Origin of the sequence: Streptococcus oralis (genome assembly GCF_001578705.1) — a bacterium.
GTDB lineage: Bacteria > Bacillota > Bacilli > Lactobacillales > Streptococcaceae > Streptococcus > Streptococcus oralis_J.
Genome location: NZ_KQ969037.1, coordinates 380,122 through 398,755, shown reverse-complemented (window position 1 = coordinate 398,755; position 18,634 = coordinate 380,122). Strand labels below are relative to the sequence as shown.

Sequence of the window (18,634 nt, the reverse complement as noted above, 5' to 3'; positions counted from 1 at the left end):
AATAACAATAGCTGACTTAAACCAACATTGAGATTGGGTTCTCAATCAAGGCTTTCAAGTCTTTCATAAACTTAGCACCAGCCATACCATCTACGACACGGTGGTCAATGGTTAACCCTAGGCTCATGATAGGACGAATAACAATCTCACCATTGACAACTACAGGTTTTTCAACTGTTGAGCTAACCCCGAGGATAGCTGAGTTTGGTTGGTTAATAATCGGACCGAAGGACTGAACACCAAACATTCCCAAGTTACTAATTGTGAAGGTTGAGTTTTGCAACTCACTTGGAGCCAATTTACCATCCAAGGTACGGCCAATCACATCCTTAAAGGCTACAACTAACTCTGACAAGCTCATTTTTTCAGCATTATAGACAACAGGTGTCATCAATCCATTATCCATACCAACTGCCATAGCAAGGTTGACATAGTTATGAGTGATAATGGTCTTGCCGTCTTCGGTCAACGAAGCGTTGATGTATGGGTGTTTCATAAGGGTCTTTACAACAGCGAGAGAAAGAAGGTCTGTAACCGTTACTTTCTTACCAGTTGCTTCCATGATTGGATCAAGAACCTTCTTACGAAGAGCCAGCATCTCAGACATATCGACATCGTAGTTGAGCGTGAAGGTTGGCGCAGTCAGGTAGGATTCAACCATACGTTGGGCGATAACCTTACGCATTGGTGTCATTGGAATACGCTCAATATCACCATAAGGAGTGATAGTATCAGGAATCTCTTCCACTTTTTCGATTTGAGCAGGAGACTTTATAGTATCGTTTGCGATATTTTCAGGAAGCAAGGCCAAAACGTCCTTCTTCATGATCTTACCACGATGACCCGTTCCTTGGATTTCCTGCCAAGCAATGTTATGTTCGAGGGCAATTCGTTTTGCAAGTGGCGAAATGCGAACCACGTTTGTGTCTTTATAAGTTTCCACGTCTTCTTTGTGGACACGACCGTTTGCACCTGAGCCAGAAACGTCGTAGAGGTTGATCCCTAGATCATCCGCTAACTTTCTAGCCGCAGGAGTCGCTCTTAGCTTGTCATCAGCCATGACCTCTCCAATTCTATTTATGATACAAAGGGCGTTAAAAGTCAAAGTGAAAATAGGAAACTTGACGAAGAAACTTTAGTTTCTAGGAAAGTTTATCTTTTTCACACAGACTTTAGCCCGTGTTCGAATATAAGATATTAAGGACGCAGAGGGCAATGAAAAAATAGGAGATTGACGATGTGTTCGATGAACACAAGGAAATCTATCTTTTTTTCGCAGACCTCCGTCCGAATTCAACTCTACAAGCAACTTGGATACAACACGTATCTCAAGTTGCTACGGTTGCCGCTATAAGGCGTCCAACCTAGTAGACTTACTAATTCATTCGTCGAATATTATCGATTCGTCAAAAAACTGTCACAACTTTACAAATAACTTGGATACAAAATATATCTCAAGTTACTAAAGTTAAAAACTCAAAATGTTTACATAACTTATCTTATGCAACCTTATTCTTTGTTATAAGTTTTTCGGATGGCATCTTTGATGCTTTCAACTGTGGGAATCATTGCATTTTCTAGGTTTTGCGCGTAAGGCATTGGCACATCTTCTCCAGCGCAACGGCGGATTGGTGCGTCTAGATAGTCAAATGCTTCTGATTCTGAAATAATAGCTGAAATCTCTCCGATATAGCCACTTGTTTTGTGTGCATCGTTAACCAGAACGACCTTACCAGTCTTCTTCACTGAGTTAATGATGATCTCCTTATCAAGCGGAACAAGAGTACGTGGGTCCACAATTTCAACTGAAATTCCCTCTTCAGCTAATTCTTCAGCAGCTTGAACCACACGACGAAGCATTTTACCGTAAGTAACGACTGTCACATCCGTTCCTTCGCGTTTGATTTCGCCAACTCCAAGTGGGATTGTGTAGTTTGGATCAATTGGCACTTCCCCTTTTTGGTTAAATTCTGATTTGTATTCAAGAATGATGACTGGGTTATTATCGCGGATAGAAGACTTGAGCAGTCCTTTCATGTCTGCAGGTGTACCAGGTGCTACAACCTTCAGTCCAGGGATATGCGTAAACCAAGATTCTAGAGATTGTGAGTGCTGCGCTGCAGAACCAACTCCGTTACCAGCTGCACAGCGAATAGTCATCGGAACTTGCCCTTTACCACCAAACATATAACGTGTTTTAGCGGCTTGGTTGACGATATTATCCATAGCAATTACAGCGAAGTCCATGAAGGTCATATCAACAATCGGGCGAAGTCCAGTCATGGCTGCACCTGCTGCTGCTCCCGAGATGGCAGCTTCAGAAATCGGACAGTCACGAACACGTTCTGGACCAAATTCTTCGAGCATGCCAACAGAAGTTCCGAAGTCCCCTCCGAAGACACCGACGTCTTCTCCCATCAAGAACACATTTTCATCGCGACGCATTTCCTCAGACATAGCAAGGATAATGGTGTCACGGAACGACATTGTTTTTGTTTCCATTTTATCTCTTTCTCCTTAGTCTGCGTAAATATCTTCAAAGGCTGATTCTAGTGGTGGGAATGGACTTTCTTCCGCAAATTTAACAGAAGCTTCTACCGCTTCCTTGACTTGCGCTTGGATTTCTTCCAATTCTTCGGCACTTGCAATAGTATTTTCAATAAGGTAATTGCGGAGGTTTTCAATTGGGTCTTTTTGTTTCCACAATTCTACTTCTTCGCGCGTACGATATTTACCAGGGTCAGATGATGAGTGACCAAGCCAGCGATAAGTGACACTTTCGATCAAGACTGGGCCGCTACCACCACGAACATGATCTACAGCTTTCTTAAATCCTTCATAAACGTCGATGACGTTGTTGCCATCTTCGATAAACATTCCAGGGATTCCATATGCCGCACTACGTTGATGAATGTGCTCTACATTGGTCATTTTCTTGATATCCGCAGAGATCCCATAACCGTTGTTAATGCAGTAGAAAATGACTGGCAGCTTCCAGATAGAAGCCATGTTCACTGATTCGTGGAAAACACCTTCGTTGGTCGCACCATCCCCAAAAAAGCAAACAACGATTTTACCAGTATGTTGCATTTGCTGACTGAGGGCTGCACCGACAGCGATTCCCATACCACCACCTACGATACCATTGGCACCAAGGTTACCAGCATCTAGGTCGGCGATATGCATAGAACCACCTTTTCCTTTACAGGTTCCAGTGTATTTACCAAGGATTTCAGCCATCATTCCGTTGAGGTCAATCCCCTTAGCAATAGCTTGCCCATGACCACGGTGGTTAGATGTGATCAGATCATCTGGGTTAAGAGCCAGCATCGCCCCGACGTTAGCAGCTTCCTCTCCGACAGAAAAGTGAGTCATACCGGGAACTTTTCCCTTTTTCACTAACTGAGCGATTTTTAAGTCCATGCGACGGATTTCTTCCATCTTACGGAACATCTCTAGCAAAAGATTTTTATCTAAAGTTGACATAATCTTGCCTTTCTAACTTTGTTCTTTCCTTAACATTTTACCTCTTTTTGAAAACACTGTCAAAGTTTATGACTTACAAAATTTCACAAGACAAAAAAAGAAATCCCTGCGGAAACAGGGATTACCTTGAGTTAGAATTTTTTTCACAAAGTTTATTTGACATTGGAAACTTCAAATCTTTTCATAATTGTTTGCAAACGCCATTGATAGAGGATAGCACTAACGACCAAACTCGCTATTAGACCAATCCAGTAAGAATAGGCTCCCAAAGTTGTCACATGATCTAGGAATAAACCTAATGGAATGGAAACAGCCCAGTAAGCAATTACTCCCAGATAAAAGGGAACAACCGTATCCTTATAGCCTCTCAGGATTCCTTGTAAAGGAGCTGCAACGGTGTCAGCTAACTGGAAAAATAGACTATAAGTTAGGAAGGTAGATGTTAGTTCAATGAAGTCAGGATTATTGCCATATAAACTGGCTACGACATCTCTCAAAATATAGAGAAAGCTCAATGTAAAGCCTGCAAATATCAGTGCTATACAACGTCCAAGTTTGATATAGGTCTTAGCATCATAAAAGCGCTTAGCCCCTACCTCATAAGAAACAACGATGGCCATGGCAGAAGAAATACTCATGGGAAAAGCATACATGAGAGTTGAGAAGTTCATGGCTGACTGGTGGCTGGCAATAATCATAGACGAAAACTTAGCCATAATCAAACCAACGACTGAAAAAATGACGACCTCAGCAAAAACAGTACCACCGATTGGTAAACCCAAGCGAATTCCCTCCATAATTCTCTCTAAATTCAGAGGGGCGCGTCGTTCTAAATGAAGTTCTTTTAGGTTTTTCTGCTTGACCAAGATGATGATGGAAATTCCCAGTAGACACCAATAAGCAAGTGAGGTTCCTAGCCCTGCTCCTGCTCCACCTAACTCTGGAAACCCAAAGGCTCCGTAGATCAATAAATAGTTAAACCCACAATTTAAAGGTAGCAATAAGAGCATGAGGTACATGGATAGCTTGGTCAAACCGAGAGAATCAAGTAGCGATCGGATAACACTGAAAAGCAACAAGGGAATAATTCCGATAGACAAATACCAAAGATAACGAACTGAAACTACCGCCACTTGAGCTTCTAGTCCGATATGGTTTAAAACTGGAGGCGCTAGAAAAAGCACCATGCCAAGCAAAACCAAAGACAGCCCAAAAGCCAAATAAATAAATTGGTAAAAGTCAGATGCTACTTCTTCCTTTTTGCCTCTTCCTAGATGATGGCCGATGATGGGAACCATGGCCGAAACAATCCCTGTTAAAAAGGTGAAAAAAGGATTCCATAGACTCGTTGCAGTTGACACCCCCGCCAAATCCATGGTATTGTACTTCCCCGTCATGGTCGTATCGACAAAAGAGGCAGAATAATTGGCAAATTGATAGATCAGGATAGGGAAAAATATCTTAAGAAATAAAACAAACTTGTCTTTAAATTGATGGGTTGGATACATAAACGCTCTCTATTCTTATGGTTTATAGAGCAGAGTCCCATCTAGTTTTGGTAGACGATTTGTCCCTTACAGATAGTATATTTGACCTGCCCTTTTAAGGTTTCGCCGATAAATGGAGAATTAGCTGATTTTGAAGCAAAGTTTGGACCAACAGTACGATCAGCCTTGTCATCAAAGATGGTGATATCTGCTGGACCATTCTCAGCCAAGTAACCTGCTTCAAAGTTGTACAATTTAGCTGGATTAACAGTCATTTTTTCTAGCAATTCCATTAAGCTTAGTTCACCAGCTTGGACCAAATAAGTCAGACCGAGAGATAGAGAGGTTTCCAGACCAGTCATACCAGATGGTGCTTTAGTGATATCTTCTACATTTTTCTCATCTGCATGGTGAGGCGCGTGGTCTGTCGCAATCACGGTGATGACGCCTGACTTGAGGCCCTCGATAACGGCACGGCGATCTGACTCCAAACGAAGCGGAGGATTCATTTTGGCATTGCTTCCTTGTGTCAAAAGGAGAGCTTCCGTCTTAGAGAAATGCTGTGGCGCCACTTCTGCTGTGACTTGCGCTCCCAAACCTTGAGCGAATTCCACTACCTTGACACTTTCTTCCTTAGACAAATGCTGGATGTGAACATGGGCCTTAGTTGCATAGGCAATCATGACATCACGCGCAATCATGGCGTATTCTGCCACCCCTGTCGCTCCACAGATCTTGAAGTGGTCTTTAGCGATGTTTTCGTTAAAGCCAAGAATACCGTTCAATCCGGGATCTTCCTCGTGTAGACAAACAAAGGTGCCAAGTTTTTTAGCAGTTTCCAAGGCTTCTTTGAGAACCTTGCTACTTTCAAGTGGAATACCGTCATCAGAAAAACCAACCGCACCAGCTTCTAAGAGCGCCTTAAAGTCTGTCAAGTCTTGGCCATTAAAGTTCTTGGTAATAGTCGCAACTGTCTTGACATTGATTTTTTCCTTGGCAGCTGACTGAAGAACTTCTTGCAAAGTTTCTACGTCCGAAATGGTTGGACTAGTATTAGCCATCATGACAACCGTTGTAAAACCACCTGCAGCAGCCGCTAGTGCCCCAGTATGGATGTCCTCCTTGTGGGTCTGACCAGGTTCACGGAAATGAACATGAATATCAACCAGTCCAGGCGCAACCACAAGCCCAGTAGCGTCAATCACTTCTGCTCCTTCTTCCTTGATTTCAGGGGCAATTTTGACAATTTTCCCATCTTGGACCAAAACATCACACACTTGATCCAAACCAGACTTGGGATCCATTACACGACCATTTTTGATAAGTAGCATCTGCTTTCTCCTTTATTCATAGAAATCGACTTGGGTATCCAATAATTTATCCCCATCATAAACAAACTTGGCTGAAAAGAAGGGTTTATCTTCTAAAAGCCACTCAACAAAAGTGTGATCACCTTCCCAAGTTGGCTTGCTCAAGACCTCGTCATAGGGAACCCATTCTAATGTTCCCTCATTACAGTCAATCAAGTCACCCTCAAACTCTGTCACCTTAAAAACATAGGTGTACCAGTCTAAATCTGGCGTGAATTCTGGAAAAGTGATAACGCCTTTTAGTACTGGCTTGGCTTTGAGCCCTGTTTCTTCGAGGATTTCACGCGCAGCGCATTCTTGAGGTGTCTCCCCTCGCTCTAGCTTACCACCCACACCAATCCATTTCCCATCATGGACATCATTGGGCTTCTTATTGCGATGGAGCATGAGCAGTTCTTTTCCGTTATCAATGTAGCAAATCGTCGCTAACTGAGGCATATTCTCTCCTTATCTAAGCCAATCGATTGGCTCTTGTCCTGTCTCTGTTAAGAATGCATTGGCCTTGGAAAAAGGCTTGGAACCCCAAAATCCTCTGTAAACAGATAAAGGACTTGGGTGGGCTGATTCAATAATCAAGTGATGAGAATTGGTAACCAAGGCCTTCTTCTTGCGTGCATAAGTACCCCAGAGTAGAAAGACTGCAGGTCTGTCTAGATTATTGACAACCCGAATCACAGCATCTGTAAATGGCTCCCATATCTGCCCAGCATGACCATTGGCCTGACCAACAGGAACCGTCAAGCAAGCATTGAGAAGTAAGACACCTTGCTCAGCCCAAGCTGTCAAATCATGTGATTTCTTAACTCCGATATCATCTGACAATTCTTTCAAGATATTTTGCAAGGACGGCGGAGCTGGGATAGAGTCAGGTACAGAAAAACTCAAGCCTTGAGCTTGACCTGGCCCGTGATAAGGATCCTGCCCTAGAATCACCACCTTAACCTCTTCTAGGGGGGTTGTCAATAGAGCCTGAAAAACCTTTTCCTTGGGTGGATAAACAGTTCCCTGTGCATATGCCTGCTCTATAAATTGATTGATTTTCCTGAAATAACCCTCAGGTAATTGCTCCTTAATCAAAGCATGCCAAGATGAGTGTTGCATAGCCAACTCCTTCGTTTTTACTGCTTCTATTATAGCAAAAAGTGGCTATCTAAACCACTTTTTTAGTTTCTACAAATATTTCGAGAATTTTTGAAAAGAATCTCCATTTGAAAGTGACTACTTACCATCTTGTGAAGCATTAGAAAGGATAAATTCCTGGTCAATCTCATCGATAGTCATCTCAGTTCGGATATTTAGATTTTCATTAAATCTTTTATTCAATTCCCTTGTGACACTCGTCTTAAACTCATCACTCGATTTTTGTCTATAATAATCAAATCCTACAGAAGCTGCGCTACAGCAACTCCCCCAATCAGAAAGATAGCCAATAATTTCAAAAAAACTATCATTATATCTTTCAAATCTTTTCGTTGCAGAACTTTTTAAATACCCTGAAATACAATTTACAAAGGTATAGTAATACTTCGAGTCTCGAAATGAATTGTATTCTTGGCTATGAAAACTTGGATCGATAATCCGTGCTTCTCGCACATCTTTCATGGTGGGTTTTCTAGGAATTTTAATATCAGTCAGTAGATAAGCATAATAGGTTTCCTTGTCAAAAAAGGCTCCATCTGCGGCTATCAATGAACCATATACATCGTCTTCATATTGAAACACCATCACAGCACCATTCCTATATTTACTTTCGACAGGAACAGGTGGAGCAATTCTTTTTTTAGGCTTTTCTTTTTTGACACTAATTTTTTCTAAAAAATTTTCCAGATTTGCACTCCTCTGTTTTAAAAATTTACTATCTGCACCTAATTCTTGGGCAAGAGCTAACTCTTCCTTTTTATCAATAATCTCTTTGATTTCAAGTAAGAATCCATCATCTAATTGTCCAACTTCCCACATACAATGCGCCAGAGCGAACAAGACATTATATCTATCGTCATCGTCTAAATCCATTGTCAAGTCATTTTTGATAGTAGCTGTTTCTTCTCCTCCATTATATCTCTCGAAAAATTCTTCCTTAACATCTAAGGAGGTATCATTTCCAAAAATGGTTGCGCTCCATGTTCCCATAACTTCTTTACTCCTCTGCTTTTAATTTTTCCTACTTTTTAAAATTGATCCAAACATTCCAGCAGACTCTGGTAAGAATCTACAATGTGAGTTGGTTGCACTGGGCTCGTGTTTTCTAAGTGATCAGGGTTAAACCAGATTGTATCGATTCCTGCATTCACTCCGCCCTGAATATCAGCCGTTAAGGAATCTCCAATCATCAGCGCCTTTTCTTTACTAAATCCAGCAATCTGCTGACCGATTTTTTCATAGAATAGTGCATCAGGCTTTTGCGTTTGCAATTGCTCGGAGATAAAAACTTGGTTGAAATAGGGAGACAGACCAGATTGAGCCAAACGTCCTGTCTGAATGGCAGTAATGCCATTTGTCGCAGCGTACAGCTCATAATCACGTTCGATGAGGCTGTCCAAGAGTTCATGAGCACCCGAAAGAGTTTGTCCCTGTTGGGCTAAGTAAAATTGATAACGCTGGGCAAGTAACCTCCCGTCTTTTTCCTGTCCAAAATGGGCAAATAAACGAGAAAAGCGCGTGTTAATCAGTTCTTGTTTACTGATTTTCTTTTGCTCCAAGTCCTTCCAGAGAGCCTTGTTCATAGGAACATAATAGTCTTTATAGGCTTGAATATCTGCAACTCCTTCTTCCTTTAGAAGTTGCGTCAGTGCCACATCCTCAGCAGCATCAAAATCGAGCAAGGTGTGGTCCAGGTCGAAGAGTAGAAATTTGTAGGACATCGAGTTTCCTTTCTGAAAATTCATTAAGAATATTATAGCATAAATGAAACAGGTAGTTATCATAATCTGAATTGACTTAAAGGACTTATTCACCTTATTTTTATACTTTCTCTACTTTTGCATCGTTTTCGGATACAACGTCCACTAAAAAATGCGTAGACATTAATTTGTAGTGATGGAGTTTTTTATTAGCTATATTTGCAGAAGCGACCAAGTCACCAAATTCTGCATTCTCGACTTCATAGATATAGTTGGTCAGATAAAGTGGTCTGTTCTTTGCTAATCCTTGCTCCCAGTAACTATCTATTAATTCTAAACTTTCGTAGACTGAACGGAAAGCCCAAACTTTTGTAAAGGTAAATTTAAATTTTTCTGAATCTTCCAAGTAGGCAATTAAAGTATCCCCATCTATATTCATCTCAATACCATAGTCACCAAAAGGGATGAAGCCCGGTTTAATTTCCGTCCATTTTTCCATATCATTTCTCCAAGTTCTATTTTCTGATAATTGTACTACAGCGGTGTACATATTTAATTAGCAAATTTTCTAGTATTGACTGATACTTAAATCAGAATTTGCAGACACAAGAATCTCCACTACACTATCTTGAGTTATGATTATATAATGTTGTGAATACAGAGTTCTTGCACTACCATAGGCTGTATATCCGAGTTTATTCACTAATTGACTATTTTTGACTTCATAAATGATATTTTGAAAATTATTTTTTTCAAATTTTTTAAACATCTCTTTATCCAGAATTGCAGATAAATACAATTCCCTGCTAAAGAATCGTGCTTCATCATAGCAAAAACATGATAATTTAAAACGGTTTTGCTCTCCAATCAGCCTAATTTCTTGACCATCTGATAAGTTTGTCAACAAGACTTTTAACTTATACTTATCTACGGGAATCAAACCTTTAAAGACTTCTACCCATTCTTCATTTTTAGTTTCCATATCTAATTTCATACTCAACTCCACTATTCCTTTTTATAAAATTAAACATCTACTTTCCATCTATTTCATTCGATACTTCAATAAGCAAATCTTGAAGTTCTTCTAAATCAAGATATAAGTTTCTAACACCTACAAGTAACTGAGAAAATGCTTGTCTATCTAATTGATGATTCTCGCTCAATGACTCAACAATCCAAGAATTTCCCTTCTCTATCCATTCTAAATGAAGAGGTAAATAATCATTTAAAATATCATCTATATTCTCTAAATTAGTAGAAGATATCTTGTTAAAGATTTGGCTGTCATTTATTAAAGATAGACTTTTACTAATTTTTTTCAATTCTGTTTCTATCGTCACTTTCATCTCCTTTCTTATCTAGTTGCTGCTACTGTCTTCGAGTTCAATTTTTCTTCCAATATTTGTATCTATAAAATATCTCTGCTCACCTTCGTAAATAAGTGTAAGTTCTGTTCCGATAGGCATGTCGTAAATCAATAATACAGCAGGTTCAATTTCAACAATTGTACTCCAGTCGCATACTGACATATTTTCAGGATTTGATAAGTATTCGTCGGTATCTATTTCAGAAAGAAAGCGCCAGCCATTGTCTAGCTCATCTACGGCATCCTCGCGAAATACCCATTTCAATTTTGCTTTATTTTCTAAAATATGATTAGAAACTACTGAGCCACCTAGATGCATTTTTACTTCCTTTCCAAAAACATTCGTTTTAAATACAGGCTCCAGTATACAAGTCCATATCTTACTATAGATCCATCTTGCAATTAAATTTTTCCGAGCCTACTCGGAACTGTATAGTTACGGGTTTGTTCTGCACATAGCTATAGCGGTTCCGGTTATTTTACCTTATAAATTGTTCTCAATGCTTAGTTATGTAATACAAACCAGTTTCTCGTTCTTTGATTCTTTGGATGATTTATCTATAAAACATCATTATCCTGCCAAAAGAAATGAGCACTCTTTAAATCAAGATGTTCTATCTGAATGTCACGACAAACAATTGTTATTTGCAACAAACCAATATCAACCATACACTTCACAAAATCAGGATTCTCCTCATAAATTTGTAAAGAAATTTCTTGACCATGATGATGTAATTCTCCTCTAGTCATGTTTTTAACGGGTTGATCTTTTCTCCACTGAATGTCTAAAGCATCATTGCTATACTCTACTTTTGCGCATACTAAAAACTTAATTTCCCAGTATTTTTCTTTGTTATGATAATCTTCTATGCACAAAGAAACCTCATCTCCAAAATAGGATATCTTTAAATCTAGTATTCCCATTTCCCAATAATCTATTGCTGCAATCTCTTTTTGTTTGCTTTTTAAATCAAATCGTAACACGACTTCTCTCCTTAATACTTATATCTCAAATTTGTCTATGATGTTTATAGTAATATTATTTTCATGAAAAGTCCGAATCTCTAGCAATCTGCTTTTCAATTCATCAATCATTTTTCACCTCATTTAATCCACAACATCTCTAGTTCTATTTTCTCAATAATTTCCTATCCTACTTATATTTATGATTTCTATTTACACTGAGCAATTCTTTTTGACTATCAATTCCATCTATGCTGAAGTAACTACTGTAAAATAAAAATGTTTTCCATTACTATCTATATACTGGTTGATATAATCTTTTGCTACAGAAATTGACTGGAGTAAGTCGCTATCATTATTTTTAGGAGAATAATACCAGCTATCATAAGTCAATTCAAATCCTTCATCTCCTTCTACATAGACATCGCCACCAAGAATCATAAACTTTTTCGTCTCTATCCAGTCAATATATGCCAACATATCTTGATATGTATATGCATAACTTGCAACACCCAATTCTGCTAGCGACTGACCTCTATTTTCAAAATTAAATTTACTTAATTTCATATGATTAGACTCCCACTTTTTTATTTTTAGAAAGACAATTGATTTCATATTTTTCATCTGCCACGATAATCTCTACTTCTTCAATCTCCTTATCAAGCCATGTACTAGCTCTTACTATCATATCATACATCCTTCTAAGGCAATCCAGATAAGTCTGTCAGAGATTTTAAATGGAGAACAGGAATTGATTGAGCATTCTGTTATAAGATAAACTTTTTGAATAATTCTGGAATTCCACCTTCCTGTGTAAATAAAGTCTTTACAGCAAAATCATTATCGCAAAAAACAACTTCTTGAAAGTCATTATCAATTCTCCACTCAATATCCGTATAAGGAATATTATCATTTTCTACATTAACGATTTCAAACCAACCTATGGCTATTCCATAAAAAATAATCTCTTCCAATATCTGAGTTGAATATCCTTTGTTTCTAATAAAAAATGAAAATAAAGTCGAAATGATAGCATCTTCTTCCGCTATTGATAGTAGTAGTTCTCTTAAATCCTCAATAGTCATTCTTATCTACCTCATCAAATTAATAGAATTCGAGCTCCCAAAAGGTGCTGTCATCTATTTCTAACCTTACTAAAAAATCTTCCGTATCTGTTTCTATAGCATCAAATTCAACAGGAGATGTAGAGAAAACTAATATTAAGTTATTTATATCCTCTATTTCCTTTGAAAATTTTAAAAGCTCGTTCCAACTCATTTGATAGCCATATTTTGAATTTAAGACTAGATCTTCAAATTCTGACATAGTCAGATTATTCGGTGCTTTTCCAATGGCATCAAATTCAAAAATATACCATTTAGCATTATTAGATGGGATATTGGAAAGAATCTCAAAAAAAGAAATCTTTTTATTATATTTTGACATATTCCCACTTATTTTCATGGTATTTTCAACTCACTTTCTTCTAGTCTTTTGTGATAACATCAATTTCCAATTCATTCATCAAGAATATCTTGCATATATTTTATCAAAATTGCTTGGATATATGGCTTTACTCATCTCTATTTTTAGCAGGTAATTGATGCTTGCTGAGATGGTGCCTCATTTTATTAGCTCCAAAAGAAGTCCTGTTCTCTAACTAAAACTTTGGAGATTTGAATTGCTTGACACACAATCTTAATTAACATACTTGATAAAGTAATTGTAGCTTTTATCATATTATTTTTCTCTTTGATGAGACTAATGTCATGTACAGTGTGAGACATGAGATTTTCAAAAGGAACATCTTTCATATTGAAATTCCTTGTGCCACTCTTGCTTTCCCAACATGTCCAACCAGCATCCGTCTCATAGTCAACCTTAAAACAACGGTAGAAAACTATCTCCCAGCAATACTGATCCGATTTGCCATTTTCAATCTCGATATAGAGTTTACATTCGTCCCCGAAAAATGAAGCTCTAAAGTCTAATGCGTAGGAATCCCAGTACTTCGTACTGTCAATCTGTTCCTGTATTTTTAAAATATTCATTTCCTCTCTCCTTTATTTTATGAAAAGGCATAGGTTCTAGTAGCGGATTCATTATTTTTGTTTTTCATCCAATACATTTTTTATTTCATACAACGCTATTATATCTACTATCAGTTCAGCTACTCTATTCAGAAAAACTGAGTGGCACAATCTCTACATCCCCAAGATTGTCAACTGAGTAACGTTGACTACCATTTTTAAACCAGCGTTCTAGAACGACATCATAGAGCATGAAGTGAGATTTTTCTTTAATCCAAGCTTCATCAATCCCATGAGGTTTTAAATACTCTAGTACTTCGTTGGGATTTGTTAGGTAAAAATTAGGTATCGAATCCCCTGTTTTCGACTGACGTGATAATTCTTTATACGCCTCCAAATCTAGTTTTCCCTCATCCTTATTTCTTATATTATATCCAGCTAAGTCATACGCTACCGACCATTTAGAATCTGAGATTTCGACTGATTGGTTGAGTTTCTTATCATTGTAGTCATATTTTATATAAAGATATCTCCCATCAGATAATAGTTGCTGGTATTCAATAATAAAAGTTTCTTCAAAACCTACAATCACTGTTAAACTTTCATTTTCAGACAAGCCTGCATCAAGTCCTATAGGAATTATCCAGTCTGGATCTCTAAACGATTGACTCCCGTCAACGGCTTTACTAAAATCAGCAAGTCCAGGTAAAACACCACTATTTATCTCTGCATAGTTCATTTCTAAAAAGACATTACTTAAAGATTCATACACTCCCTTATAATAATTCTTTTGATAGACACGATATAGACCAAACAAAGTTAGAAAAACCAATACAGTTATGAATAGGATTTTTAAAAATTTTTTCATCTACCTTTTTCTCCTCTAAATACTTACATAAAACTTTTCTGCTATATTTGAAATCAAAACAATGATAGACGCCCCTACTCCAACTCCTTCGATATTCTGCTTTTTTCTAGTTTTCCCTTGGTAATTCGTTTCCATAATACAAGTGGATTCAAGCTATAAGATAGGCGTACGAGGAAATAATTAACCCATTCGATAAGGGCAAAAAGCTGTATCAGCGCGGCTAGGATAGTCCCTAGGATACTCTGGGTATTCCAGACAATAAAAGGAAAGCCGGCAATAACTAAAACAAGGTCTAGTATTCTTAAAACACCAAATAGTTTGGGAACACTGCTACTTCCGAACTGAGGATTTGACAGTCTTCTAATCAAAATTGCCCAATAGATTGAACCTTGAAGCAAAATAAATGTCAGTAAAGATAAAGGATATAGAATGGAGAATAGACTCCTCCAATCATCAATCCGATTTTTCAAAAGAAAAAAACACAACCAAAAGGATAGGATGGCTGAAAGTTCTCCCAAACAGAGGGATACCAACTCTTTTCTAACTTTCTCTTTTTGTATGTTCATCATCTCACCCATCTATCTATCATCCTATATCAGAAAAAAAGCCATTCGAATCATTTTCTAGTCAACATTTCACAGAATCAAGTCATTCTAAGAATCGAAAAGCCTAATTCCTTTAATATCATTGTAATTCTAAACTTAGAATTGCTATAAAATAAATGTTTTAGGGCTATTCTAAGTCTATGATAGCCCTAAATTTTAATTTTTGAAGGATTCTAAAGCTAGAAGAGCTCAAAAATCACGAGAACTAAGCTATTCGAAGCTTAGAAGAACCTTTGGTGAATTTCAATAGTACTTCAACTAGCTATTCTTACAATTTTTCTGATGAGCTTTGAGTTTTTTCAGAGCCCAGTCATAGTGACTGGAAGTGGCACTCACAAAGTAGGAGCCAAGACTTGTCCCACCCGTCCACTTATAGACACCTTTGGTAAAGAGTTGGTCATTGCTGAAGCCTTCCATCAACTCTAAAACCTCTTTATGCGATTGCTCTAGTAGCCTAGTCGCTTCTTCTAAGGACGTTCTCTGGTGCTTCTTCCAAAAAGCGACATTCATTTCCCCATAAGTTTTCCAATTATAAGGTTCAGGGAGAAAAGGTCTTTCATGACCCTTTTGATTGGAATGTACCCAGGTCAAAAGTAACTGATGCCATTCATAGAGATGGATCAGAGCATCCCGCAGATTTTTATCTCTTTTCCAGTGAGCTTCTTTTTTCTTTTGGTCTTTTGAAAAATCAAAAGGAGTCTGTAGTTCCTCTTCACTTAATTTAGATATAAAGTGATTGAGCTTTTCATAGTTTTCCTTAGAGGCTAGCACTAATTCCTCTTTTGTTCTTGGTCTAGGCATAGGAGTTCTCCCTTCATTTTTAAGTAGAATAAGCTATTTTCTTACTTCATTATACCATAATCAAAAAGCAGTTCTTCATTTTACGAAAAACTGCTTTTACTAACTATTCTTTTATGCTTATAGTCACTACTTTACATATAAATCTTTAAAGCGACCATCTACTTCTGCTATCTGATAGAGCAAGCGGGATAGTTCTTGGTAATCTTCTTTTAAACACGAAAGGTGGGCTTGGCCAAATAAAGAAGCCAATTTCTCTTTTAATCTTGCCCCTTCGGGATCATGCGCTTTTAAGAATTTACTGAGATAGATATTTCGAACAGCCGCAAGTTTAAAGCTAAAATACTGATGCAGTTGTTTTTGCTCCGTATTTAAGCCGTTTTCAGCAACTGCTTTTGCATAGAATGTCAAGACATTACTTTGCCCATCCAGATATCTAGTCCTCATAATCCTCGCCGTTTCTTGATAGATTTGAGTTTGACTAGAGCTCTTGATCTTCTTAAAATTTCCCCACATGGAGTATGCTCCACGCTTATAGTCAATAGCTTCCGCCTTCCAAGCTTCTAAAATGTCATTAAAAGCAACCTTCATACAGGCAAAACCAGCAGGATCATGCAAATAGAGATACTGACCATCAACAGCATACACAGTTATAAAGTGATCTACACCATAGAGGATTTTGTGATTGGGATTGTAAGTCAAATGGCCCATATCAAGAGGACCCAGTACGACAGGTCCATTGGACAGAAACGATTCCAACTTACCTTTAATCTCTTCCAAATCCACTTCCGTTCCATCTTTTAGATAGAATTCTTCAAAGTCAAATCCAAGTATTTTTAAAGAATGGGAGATGGAAAGATCTGGCATTCCATTATCAAAAAATACTAGAGGGTGTCGTTCATCTTCCTTTACGATACTAGCGCCATTTCCCATCACCATGATTGCCTCTAGAAAGTCTGCTTTAAAGTCATAGCCATCCAGTGCCATTGCCAATGAATAACTATAGCAAAGCGACACATCTCCAAAATACATCTGCATATTCATGCCTCCTTATCTTCTATGAGACTATTATACCGAGATAACGTTACTCATACCCCATAAAATCCACACAAAAAATATAGCATGTTTGATTTACAGACATGAATTTTCACAATAAAAAAACTCTGTAGAGGTTCTTTCTACAGAGTCAGGTTTGCATCTTTATAAAAAATCAGAAAATAATCTAGTCCTTGATCACTGGTATCCAGAGTTCCATTTGGTAGTTCGGTAAGGACATGTCTCCCTTGGTGTAAACTTCAAAGTCTGGCGCTCCTGAGTGGCGATAGCCAGTTTCTGGGAAAAAGGCTTTCAAAACATACTTCCAAGCATGGTGGATGCTGGTTGGTATAGCACCCTTGACTGGTACGATAGCATATTCAGCGGCTGGGATATCTTTGATGGACAGACCTAGTTCTTCTGCTTTAGTTTTATCCGTCACATCATAAGCAGCCATATAGTTGATGATTTCGCCTTCTTTGATATCCGAGCAGATGCCAAAGGATTGGCCACTGCCTAAACTTTCTAGGCTTTCAAAGCTGTGATGGGCATAGAGATGCTCCCAAGCAGACGGGCATTTGCTATTGTCAATAGCTTCCAATAGGACGCCTGCTACAGTAAAAGCAGATTTCTTTTGAATCTTGATATCCATATTCTTTCCTCCTGTAATCTTTAAGGATAATTGAAGTCTAGGAAAGACCCGATAAGCTTTTCCATTTCTAACTTCTGAGGGGGTTTCACCATGGAATTTCTTGAAAGCTGCGCTAAAGGCATCCGCAGACTCATAGCCGTATTTGAGTGCTATATCAATAACTTTCTCAGAGCTTTCCCGCAAGTCTGTCACAGCTTCTGACAGCCTGCGATTGCGCAAGTATTCTGCTAAGGTCATATCTGCCAGGATAGAAAAGAGCCTGCTAAAAAGAGGGTAAGAATAGCCCGATAACTGCTGAAATCTTTTCATATCCACTTCTCCAGTCAGCTGCTGTTCCAAATAATCCATGGTTTGATTGAATTGATGCATCATATTCTTCTTTTCTTACCTCCACAAGATACAAAGGTCGTTAAAAGCAAAGTGAAAATAGGAAAATTAACGCTGGTTCTAGGTAATTTTTTCTTTTTCGCATAGTTTTTAGGCCGTGTTCAATTCTATCTATATTCTAGCAAATACAAGATACTTCCACCCTAGAATCTTTGTACAAGATTTAAAAGTGTAAAATCTATAACTTATCCTTTAATTTTTCAACAAAGAGATAAGCTGCCGGGCAGGTCAAGGTATTCTTAATCGTCAAATGGTTGATTTGATGGATCTTCTTACGATCTGTGTGGGGAAATTCACGGCAGGCCTTTGGTCGAACGTCGTAGATTGAGCAGAGATTGTCTCCTCCTAAAAACGGGCAAGGCATGGATTTAAAAACCTTATCCCCATCTTCATCCACCTGCAGAAATTCTGCTTCAAAAGCTGGTAATTTCATCTTAAAATACTTGGCAATACGAGTAATATCCGCTTCTTTGAAGTCGAGCCCCAATGTCTTGCAACAGTTAGCACAGGCAGTACAATCAATCTCAGCAAAGACTTCTTGGTGGATCTGCTGTGCAATCTTATCTAAGTTTTTAGGAGGTTTTTTCTTTAGATTTGCTAAAACTTTGCGGTGCTCCTTCTGTTTTTGCAAGGCTAGTTGATGGTAATACTCAATATCAATTTCTTTAGACATAATTGCTTTCTAATACAAGTGTTTTTGTCTATTATACCATAAACTATTTTCTATTTTTTGCCTTTATATACAAA

Annotated in this window: 24 protein-coding genes; all 24 read right to left on the bottom strand. The window is 38.1% G+C overall.

Going from position 1 to position 18,634, the window contains the following annotated elements; translation table 11 throughout:
- Positions 1-16 precede the first annotated feature (16 nt).
- Positions 17-1,060 (bottom strand): dihydrolipoamide acetyltransferase, encoded by a 1,044-nt coding sequence (locus tag SORDD05_RS01965; protein ID WP_061416859.1) that lies wholly within the window; start codon positions 1,058-1,060, stop codon positions 17-19.
- Between the two features lie 449 nt (positions 1,061-1,509).
- Complete coding sequence (locus tag SORDD05_RS01960; protein WP_061416858.1) at positions 1,510-2,502, bottom strand: alpha-ketoacid dehydrogenase subunit beta; 993 nt, start codon at positions 2,500-2,502, stop codon at positions 1,510-1,512.
- A 15-nt stretch (positions 2,503-2,517) separates the two neighbouring features.
- Positions 2,518-3,486: a thiamine pyrophosphate-dependent dehydrogenase E1 component subunit alpha gene (locus tag SORDD05_RS01955; RefSeq protein WP_061416857.1), complete on the bottom strand. Its 969-nt coding sequence runs from the start codon at positions 3,484-3,486 to the stop codon at positions 2,518-2,520.
- A 152-nt stretch (positions 3,487-3,638) separates the two neighbouring features.
- Positions 3,639-4,994 (bottom strand): MATE family efflux transporter, encoded by a 1,356-nt coding sequence (locus SORDD05_RS01950; protein ID WP_061416856.1) that lies wholly within the window; start codon positions 4,992-4,994, stop codon positions 3,639-3,641.
- A gap of 41 nt (positions 4,995-5,035) precedes the next feature.
- Positions 5,036-6,304, bottom strand: coding sequence for a dihydroorotase (locus SORDD05_RS01945; RefSeq protein ID WP_061416855.1), 1,269 nt, complete (start codon positions 6,302-6,304; stop codon positions 5,036-5,038).
- Positions 6,305-6,316: 12 nt separating this feature from the next.
- Positions 6,317-6,781, bottom strand: a complete 465-nt coding sequence (locus SORDD05_RS01940; protein ID WP_061416854.1) for an NUDIX hydrolase — start codon at positions 6,779-6,781, stop codon at positions 6,317-6,319.
- Positions 6,782-6,790: 9 nt separating this feature from the next.
- On the bottom strand, positions 6,791-7,444 hold the full coding sequence (locus SORDD05_RS01935; protein ID WP_061416853.1) for a uracil-DNA glycosylase: 654 nt from the start codon (positions 7,442-7,444) through the stop codon (positions 6,791-6,793).
- A 117-nt stretch (positions 7,445-7,561) separates the two neighbouring features.
- The gene (locus SORDD05_RS01930; protein WP_061416852.1) at positions 7,562-8,473 is read right to left on the bottom strand and encodes a hypothetical protein; all 912 of its coding nucleotides are present in this window, start codon (positions 8,471-8,473) and stop codon (positions 7,562-7,564) included.
- Positions 8,474-8,511: 38 nt separating this feature from the next.
- Complete coding sequence (locus SORDD05_RS01925; RefSeq protein ID WP_061416851.1) at positions 8,512-9,204, bottom strand: pyrimidine 5'-nucleotidase PynA; 693 nt, start codon at positions 9,202-9,204, stop codon at positions 8,512-8,514.
- A 100-nt stretch (positions 9,205-9,304) separates the two neighbouring features.
- Positions 9,305-9,682, bottom strand: coding sequence for a hypothetical protein (locus SORDD05_RS01920; protein WP_061416850.1), 378 nt, complete (start codon positions 9,680-9,682; stop codon positions 9,305-9,307).
- Positions 9,683-9,751: 69 nt separating this feature from the next.
- On the bottom strand, positions 9,752-10,177 hold the full coding sequence (locus SORDD05_RS01915; protein WP_061416849.1) for a hypothetical protein: 426 nt from the start codon (positions 10,175-10,177) through the stop codon (positions 9,752-9,754).
- Between the two features lie 37 nt (positions 10,178-10,214).
- Positions 10,215-10,529, bottom strand: coding sequence for a hypothetical protein (locus tag SORDD05_RS01910; protein WP_231077311.1), 315 nt, complete (start codon positions 10,527-10,529; stop codon positions 10,215-10,217).
- Positions 10,530-10,541: 12 nt separating this feature from the next.
- Positions 10,542-10,868 (bottom strand): immunity protein Imm33 domain-containing protein, encoded by a 327-nt coding sequence (locus tag SORDD05_RS01905; RefSeq protein WP_061416847.1) that lies wholly within the window; start codon positions 10,866-10,868, stop codon positions 10,542-10,544.
- 239 nt (positions 10,869-11,107) lie between these two features.
- Complete coding sequence (locus tag SORDD05_RS01900; protein WP_061416846.1) at positions 11,108-11,533, bottom strand: hypothetical protein; 426 nt, start codon at positions 11,531-11,533, stop codon at positions 11,108-11,110.
- 228 nt (positions 11,534-11,761) lie between these two features.
- Entirely contained in the window at positions 11,762-12,079 is a 318-nt protein-coding gene (gene imm40, locus SORDD05_RS01895) for an Imm40 family immunity protein (protein WP_061417789.1), read from the bottom strand.
- A 200-nt stretch (positions 12,080-12,279) separates the two neighbouring features.
- Positions 12,280-12,597, bottom strand: a complete 318-nt coding sequence (locus SORDD05_RS01890; protein ID WP_061416845.1) for a hypothetical protein — start codon at positions 12,595-12,597, stop codon at positions 12,280-12,282.
- Between the two features lie 19 nt (positions 12,598-12,616).
- Positions 12,617-12,958 carry a hypothetical protein gene (locus tag SORDD05_RS01885; protein ID WP_155718808.1) on the bottom strand — a complete coding sequence of 114 codons (342 nt, stop codon included), beginning with the start codon at positions 12,956-12,958 and terminating at the stop codon, positions 12,617-12,619.
- 185 nt (positions 12,959-13,143) lie between these two features.
- Complete coding sequence (locus tag SORDD05_RS01880; protein ID WP_061416843.1) at positions 13,144-13,563, bottom strand: hypothetical protein; 420 nt, start codon at positions 13,561-13,563, stop codon at positions 13,144-13,146.
- 124 nt (positions 13,564-13,687) lie between these two features.
- Positions 13,688-14,410: a TipC family immunity protein gene (locus tag SORDD05_RS01875; RefSeq protein ID WP_061416842.1), complete on the bottom strand. Its 723-nt coding sequence runs from the start codon at positions 14,408-14,410 to the stop codon at positions 13,688-13,690.
- A gap of 74 nt (positions 14,411-14,484) precedes the next feature.
- Positions 14,485-14,988 (bottom strand): hypothetical protein, encoded by a 504-nt coding sequence (locus SORDD05_RS01870; RefSeq protein WP_061416841.1) that lies wholly within the window; start codon positions 14,986-14,988, stop codon positions 14,485-14,487.
- Positions 14,989-15,273: 285 nt separating this feature from the next.
- On the bottom strand, positions 15,274-15,816 hold the full coding sequence (locus tag SORDD05_RS01865) for a ClbS/DfsB family four-helix bundle protein (protein ID WP_061416840.1): 543 nt from the start codon (positions 15,814-15,816) through the stop codon (positions 15,274-15,276).
- A 126-nt stretch (positions 15,817-15,942) separates the two neighbouring features.
- Complete coding sequence (locus SORDD05_RS01860) at positions 15,943-16,851, bottom strand: peptidase (protein WP_061416839.1); 909 nt, start codon at positions 16,849-16,851, stop codon at positions 15,943-15,945.
- Between the two features lie 184 nt (positions 16,852-17,035).
- Entirely contained in the window at positions 17,036-17,872 is an 837-nt protein-coding gene (locus tag SORDD05_RS01855) for an AraC family transcriptional regulator (RefSeq protein ID WP_061416838.1), read from the bottom strand.
- Between the two features lie 193 nt (positions 17,873-18,065).
- The gene (locus SORDD05_RS01850) at positions 18,066-18,560 is read right to left on the bottom strand and encodes a YkgJ family cysteine cluster protein (RefSeq protein ID WP_061416837.1); all 495 of its coding nucleotides are present in this window, start codon (positions 18,558-18,560) and stop codon (positions 18,066-18,068) included.
- Positions 18,561-18,634 lie beyond the last annotated feature (74 nt).